At 72.2% G+C, this 6475-nt stretch carries 7 protein-coding genes; all 7 read left to right on the top strand.

Features of this window, described 5'->3' with window-relative positions:
- The first annotated feature begins 88 nt into the window (after positions 1-88).
- The 7 genes from MNY60_RS17890 to MNY60_RS17920 all read left to right on the top strand — a co-directional run bounded on the left by MNY60_RS17890 (position 89) and on the right by MNY60_RS17920 (position 6411).
- A complete protein-coding gene (locus MNY60_RS17890; RefSeq protein WP_242361317.1) occupies positions 89-727 on the top strand; it encodes a hypothetical protein in 639 nt (212 codons plus the stop codon).
- A 255-nt stretch (positions 728-982) separates the two neighbouring features.
- The gene (kdsB, locus tag MNY60_RS17895) at positions 983-1714 is read left to right on the top strand and encodes a 3-deoxy-manno-octulosonate cytidylyltransferase (RefSeq protein ID WP_242337159.1); all 732 of its coding nucleotides are present in this window, start codon (positions 983-985) and stop codon (positions 1712-1714) included.
- A 20-nt stretch (positions 1715-1734) separates the two neighbouring features.
- The gene (locus tag MNY60_RS17900; RefSeq protein WP_242337161.1) at positions 1735-3408 is read left to right on the top strand and encodes a CTP synthase; all 1674 of its coding nucleotides are present in this window, start codon (positions 1735-1737) and stop codon (positions 3406-3408) included.
- Positions 3405-4235, top strand: a complete 831-nt coding sequence (kdsA, locus tag MNY60_RS17905; protein WP_242361319.1) for a 3-deoxy-8-phosphooctulonate synthase — start codon at positions 3405-3407, stop codon at positions 4233-4235. Before MNY60_RS17900 ends, kdsA begins: the two co-directional genes overlap by 4 nt.
- On the top strand, positions 4232-4735 hold the full coding sequence (locus MNY60_RS17910) for an HAD family hydrolase (RefSeq protein WP_242361320.1): 504 nt from the start codon (positions 4232-4234) through the stop codon (positions 4733-4735). The genes kdsA and MNY60_RS17910 overlap by 4 nt, the downstream gene beginning before the upstream one ends.
- A gap of 100 nt (positions 4736-4835) precedes the next feature.
- Positions 4836-5810 (top strand): lysophospholipid acyltransferase family protein, encoded by a 975-nt coding sequence (locus MNY60_RS17915; RefSeq protein WP_242361322.1) that lies wholly within the window; start codon positions 4836-4838, stop codon positions 5808-5810.
- Between the two features lie 199 nt (positions 5811-6009).
- Positions 6010-6411, top strand: coding sequence for a hypothetical protein (locus MNY60_RS17920; RefSeq protein ID WP_242361324.1), 402 nt, complete (start codon positions 6010-6012; stop codon positions 6409-6411).
- Positions 6412-6475: the final 64 nt, after the last annotated feature.

The raw sequence follows: 6475 nt of genomic DNA on the forward strand, positions 1-6475 counted from the left end.
CCCGCGCGAGCCGGCGCGGACGATGACCGATGAATCCCCGAGCAGGTAACATCGTCCGTTCGTTCGCCCACCCCTCCAGGAGCCAACCATGCGGAAGCTGCTCGCCCTGCTCATCGCCTTCCCCCTCGCCGCGGCCGCCCAGGATCCGGGGCCGCAGCCGCCCTACACGCCAGGGTCGCGCGCGCCGCGCTACGCGCCCGCCCAGCAGCGCGACAACTGGTACATCGGCTTCGGCGTCGGCATGGGGGACGGGAGCGTCTCCGGCCAGGGCGACAGCCTGTCGTTCAAGGAGCTGAACTACGATCGCGACCCGACCCGCCTCGCGCTCAACTTCAAGGTCGGCTGGACCGTCACCCCGCGCCTCCTCCTCGGCCTCGACATCACCGCTGCGCGCGCCCAGGCGAGCGGCAGCGGCCTGACGACCTCCGCCCAGATCACGAACTACGACGCGGTCGCGACGTTCTTCCCCATGGAGCGGGGCTTCTTCGTGCGCGGCGGCCTCGGCCTGTCCGCGCTGTCCCTCGCGTACGACGACGGGTTCGACGACGTCACGGACACTTTCGGCGGCACGAACATCCTCGGCGGCCTCGGCTACGCGTTCTGGCTCGGGAAGCAGTTCAACCTGACCGTGAACCTGGACGCCTCGAAGCAGTTCTACGGCTCTAGCGACACGGCGCCGGAAGGCTCCCAGTTCTGGATGCTGTACGCCGGCTTCGACTGGTACTAGAGGGCTCCGCGTACGCCGACGGCTCGCGCGCCGGGCCTCGAGGGGGGCCCGGCGCAGAGCGAGCGAACCGCGCCGGCGCGTGGCGTCCGCGGCAGACGGGCGCCGTTCGCCGACCCGGGTGCCCCGACGCGAGGGCCTGGGCCGGCCCGCGAGCCGCCACGCGCACGCTCTCTCGCGCGGAGTGGGATCCACATAGGCCGTGCGGCAGTCGCGGGTTGACGCGATCGGTCCCTTCCCGTACTTTGCGGTCCCGGTTTGAGACGCATCGCCGTCATCATCCCGGCCCGGTTCGGAGCCCAGCGCTTCCCCGGAAAGCCCCTCGCCGAACTGGCAGGCCTGCCCCTGATCGCCCATGTGGTCGACCGGGCGCGTGCTGCGCGTGGCGTCGACGCCGTCGCGGTCGCGACGGACGATGACCGCATCGCGCGTGCCGCGGCCGCCGCGGGCGCGGAGGCGATCCTGACGGGTCCGGCGAGCACCGGGACGGACCGGGTGGCGGAGGCGGCGCGGCGGCTCGCGCCGGCGCCGGACGTCGTGGTGAACCTGCAGGGCGACGAGCCGCTCATCGAGCCGGCGGCGATCGAGACGCTCGTCCGGGCGATGGACGGCGACGTCGAGATGGCGACGCTCGCCCGCCCGCTCGAGCCGGAGGAGCTCGAGCGGACGCAGGTCGTGAAGGTGGTGACCGATCTGCGGGGCGACGCGCTCTACTTCTCTCGCGCGCCCATCCCGCACCGCCGCGCGGGCGGACAGAGCCCGCTCGCGCGCGCGCACGTGGGCATCTACGCGTTCACCGCCGCGTTCCTCCAGCAGTTCGCCGCGTTGCCGCCCGGGCGGCTCGAGGCGGAGGAGTCGCTCGAGCAGCTGCGCGCGCTCGAGCACGGGCACAGGATCCGCGTGGCCGACACCGCCTACCGGGGTTTCGGCATCGACACGCCAGAGGACCTCGACCGGGCGCGGGCGCTGCTCGCCGCCGGTCGCGCATGAGTGAGGGGAAGGGGACACGGATGGTGAAGCGAGGCAAGAAGACCAAGTACCTGTTCGTCACCGGCGGCGTCGTGAGCTCGCTCGGGAAGGGCCTCGCGGCCGCGTCCATCGGCGCGCTCCTCGAGAACCGGGGGCTCGAGGTCACGCACCTCAAGCTCGACCCGTACATCAACGTCGATCCCGGGACGATGAGCCCGTTCCAGCACGGCGAGGTGTACGTCACCGACGACGGCGCGGAGACGGACCTCGACCTCGGGCACTACGAGCGCTTCACCAGCGCCAAGATGACCCGGAAGAACAACTACACGACCGGGCGCATCTACTCGAACGTCATCCAGCGCGAGCGGCGCGGCGAGTACCTGGGGAAGACCGTGCAGGTCATCCCCCACATCACCGACGAGATCAAGGCGGTCATCCGCGAGGCGGCGGGCGGCGTCGACATCCTCATCGTGGAGGTCGGCGGCACCGTGGGCGACATCGAGTCGCTGCCGTTCCTCGAGGCGATCCGCCAGATGAAGTACGACGTGGGCGAGGAGAACGCGGTCTACGCGCACCTCACGCTCGTGCCGTTCATCGCCGCCGCCGGCGAGCTCAAGACGAAGCCCACCCAGCACTCCGTGAAGGAGCTGCGCGAGATCGGCATCCAGCCGGACCTCCTGCTCTGCCGCTCGGATCGCGAGATCTCGCGGGAGATGAAGGACAAGATCGCGCTCTTCTGCAACGTGGACCCGTCGGCGGTGTTCACCGCGCTCGACGTGAAGTCGATCTACGAGGTGCCGCTCGAGCTCCACAAGGAGGGGCTCGACGACAAGCTCGCCGAGCTCTTCAACATCTGGAGCCGCGCGCCGCGCCTCGACAAGTGGGAGCAGATCGTCCAGAAGGTGAAGGCGCCCAAGCACGGCGAGGTGCGGATCGGCGTGGTCGGCAAGTACGTCGAGCTGCACGAGAGCTACAAGAGCCTCAACGAGGCGCTCGTGCACGGCGGCATCGCCGGCGACGTGCGGGTGACGCAGGTCTTCATCGACTCGACGAAGCTCGAGGAGGGCGATCTCTCCGAGCTCGACCAGGTGGACGCGATCCTCGTCCCCGGCGGCTTCGGCGTGCGCGGCACGGAGGGGAAGATCCTCGCGGTGCACCACGCGCGCGAGCACAAGATCCCGTTCTTCGGGATCTGCCTCGGCCTGCAGATGGCGGTCATCGAGTTCGGGCGCACCGTGCTCGGCCTCGAGCGCGCGAACTCGCTCGAGTTCGACGAGCAGACGCCGCACCCGGTCGTCACGCTCATGGAGGCGCAGAAGGCCGTGGCCGAGAAGGGCGGCACCATGCGGCTCGGCAGCTACCCCTGCGCCCTCAAGGAGGGGACGAAGGCGCGCGAGCTGTACGGCGTCGAGCTCGTCCAGGAGCGCCACCGCCACCGCTACGAGTTCAACAACGCCTACCGCGCGCAGTACGAGGCGCAGGGGATGGTGTTCTCCGGCACGAACCCCGAGCTCAACCTCGTCGAGATGATCGAGCTCAACAACCACCCGCACTTCGTGGGCTGCCAGTTCCACCCCGAGTTCAAGTCGAAGCCGTTCGCCCCCCACCCGCTCTTCGCCGGGTTCGTGCGCGCGGCGCGCGAGCACCGCGACCAGCAGGCCGGCCGCCACGCGGCGGTGACGAAGCTCCCGGTCGGGAAGAACGTCCAGGGATGAACGAGCGCGTTCTCGCCCGCATCGGCGGGCACGAGGTCGGCGACGGCCGGCGGCTCCTCCTCATCGCGGGGCCGTGCGTCATGGAGTCCGAGGCCCACGCGCTCGCGCACGCGCGCAAGGTGAAGGCGCTCGCCGAGAAGCACGGGCTCCCCGCGGTGTTCAAGGCGAGCTTCGACAAGGCGAACCGCTCCTCCGGCAAGAGCTACCGCGGCGTCGGGCTCGAGCGGGGGCTCGCCGCGTTCGAGGCGGTGAAGCGCGAGACCGGCCTCCCCTGCACGACCGACGTCCACGAGACCTGGCAGGCGGAGCCGGCCGGGCGCGTGGTGGACGTGCTGCAGGTGCCGGCGTTCCTCTGCCGGCAGACGGATCTCGTCCTCGCCTGCGCGCGCCACGGCAAGAGCGTCTCCGTGAAGAAGGGGCAGTTCCTCGCGCCGCGGGAGATGCGCCACGCGGTCGCCAAGTGCCGCGAGGCCGGCCAGGAGAACGTGCTCCTCGTCGAGCGCGGCGCCACCTTCGGCTACGGCAACCTCGTCGTCGACATGCGCGGGCTCGTGATCATGCGCGAGCTCGGCGTGCCGGTGTGCCTCGACGCGACGCACTCGGTGCAGCTCCCGGGCGGCGGCGGGGACACCACCGGCGGCGAGCGGCAGTACGTGGCGCCGCTCGCGCGCGCCGCCGCCGCGGTCGGCATCGACGCGCTCTTCATCGAGATCCACGAGGACCCCGCGCAGGCGAAGTCCGACGGCCCGAACTCGCTCGACTTCGACATGGCGGACCGGCTCCTCACCGAGGTGCTCGCGGTCCGGCGCGCCCTGGGGCAGCCGTGAGCCCGCAGGACGACCTCCTCGCGCGCGCCGCGCGCGTGCGGCTCGTCCTGCTCGACGTGGACGGCGTCCTCACCGACGGGCGGATCTGGTACGGCCCCGAGGGCGAGGCGCTGAAGGCGTTCGACGTGCGGGACGGGCACGGCGTCGTGCTCCTCCGCGACCACGTGGACTTCGGCGTCATCTCCGGTCGGCCGGGGAAGGCGACCGAGGTCCGGCTCGTGGAGCTCCGCTTCAAGCACCTCATCTTCGGCGAGCGCGACAAGCTCGAGGGCTACGCCCGCCTCGCGCACCTGGGCCTTCCGGACGAGGCGGTCGCGTACATGGGCGACGACGTGAACGACGTGCCGCTCCTCCGCCGGGTGGGGCTCGCCGCGGCGCCCGCCGACGCCCGCCCCGAGGCGAGGGCCGCCGCGCACCTCGTCACCGCGGCTCCGGGCGGCCGCGGCGCCGTCCGGGAGCTGTGCGACCTGCTCCTCGCAGCGAAGCAGATCGCCGTCTAGCCCGCACGAGGGGGGCGCGCGCGAGCGCGCCGAAACCCTCGAAGTCAAGGGCCCGCGCCCCTGCCGATCCCCCCGGATCACGTGCTAGTTTCGCGCCGCCATGACGGTCTCGCTGCGCAAGCGGATCAAGCGGAGCGTGCGGTCGGCGATCGTGCGCGCCGCCATCCGGCTCCTCTCGCTCCTGCCCCTCTCCGTGGCGCTCGCGCTCGGCGGCGCCCTCGGCTGGCTCGGCTACCTCCTCGCCGGCAAGACGCGACGGCTCGCCCTCCGGCACCTCGCGCTCGCGTTCCCGGAGAGGTCCGAAGCGGAGCGCGAGGCCATCGCGCGCCGCATGTTCGTGCACCTCGGCCGCGCCGCGATGGAGGTGGTGACGATCCGCTCCTACGACGCGCGGCTCGAGACCTACGTGGAGCTCGCGAACGGCGAGGTGCTCCGCGAGGTGATGGCGCGGGGCAAGGGGATGATGTTCGTCACCGGCCACGTCGGGAACTGGGAGCTCCTCGCCCGGCGCATCGCCCGCGCGGGCGTGCCGAACGCGGTCATCGCCAAGGCCGGCCACGACCCCAGGCTCAACGCGCTGGCCGAGGAGTTCCGCGCCTCCGGTGGCGTGACGACGCTCTGGCGCGAGAACCCGGAGACCGGCCGGGCCATCATCCGCACCTTCCGCCAGGGGCGGGCCCTCGGGCTCCTCATCGACCAGGACACCGACGTGCAGGGCGTCCACGTGCCCTTCTTCGGCCGCCTGGCCTACACGCCTCGCGCGGCGGCGGACCTCGCGCTCCGCTTCGGCGCGCCGGTGGTGGTCGGCACGATCCGCCGCAGGGGGTCGCGCGCCGGGGACGGGCACCTCCTCGAGGTGGTGGAGATCCCGTACGACCCGTCCGCGCAGGACCGAGAGGCCGAGGCCGTCCGGCTGACCGCCGCCTGCTCGCTCGCGCTCGAGACCGCCATCCGACGTAGCCCGGAAGAGTGGGTCTGGATGCACGAGCGCTGGAAGACCCGCCCGCCCGCCGAGGCCGGCTCGCCGCAGCAAGCAAGCACGATGCCGAAAAGCTCTGAGCTTTCCGGCGCCTAGGCGCACCCCGCATAGCAAGGTGTGTGCCCGTCGATCGGGGTTGGAAAGAATGCTACCGTTTCCGCGGTTTTCGACATGGGCAGTGCGGGCGGTCTCGCTCGCTGCCGCCCTCCTGGCGACGCCGGGATGCCGTTCGAACCAACCACGGGAGGCCGAGCAGGTGGCGCCGGAGCTGAAGCTCGAAGGGGTACGATTCCGCATGTACCGGCGGGAAGAGCTGCGCGCCTCGGGCGAGGCGGCCTCCGCCACGCTGCGGCGTGACTCGACCCGCGTCACCGCGCACGACCTCGTGGCCGTCCTGCCCGGGGAGGGTGCGCCGGTCCGGATCACCGCCCCGCGCGGCGAAGGGGTGCTCTCGAAGAGCGTCTTCTCCGCGACCGGCGGGGTGGTGGTGAGCAGGCGCGAGGACGTCGCCCGGACCGCCAGCGCCCGCTACGAGCCCTCGGACGGCGGTGGCCTCGTGCGCGGCGACGAGCCCGTCGTCGTCGAGGGGACCGGCTACCGGCTGACCGGGCCGCGCTTCACGCTCGACCCCGCCGTCGGGCAGATCCTGATCGACGGGGGCGCCCACCTCGAGGCCGGGCGTGGGGCCGCACGATGACGCTCGCCGCCCTGCTCGCCCTGGCCGCGCTCGCCGGTGCGCCGCAGGCGCCCGCCCGCGCGAA

Source organism: Anaeromyxobacter sp. SG17, from assembly GCF_022690695.1.
Taxonomy (GTDB): domain Bacteria; phylum Myxococcota; class Myxococcia; order Myxococcales; family Anaeromyxobacteraceae; genus Anaeromyxobacter; species Anaeromyxobacter soli.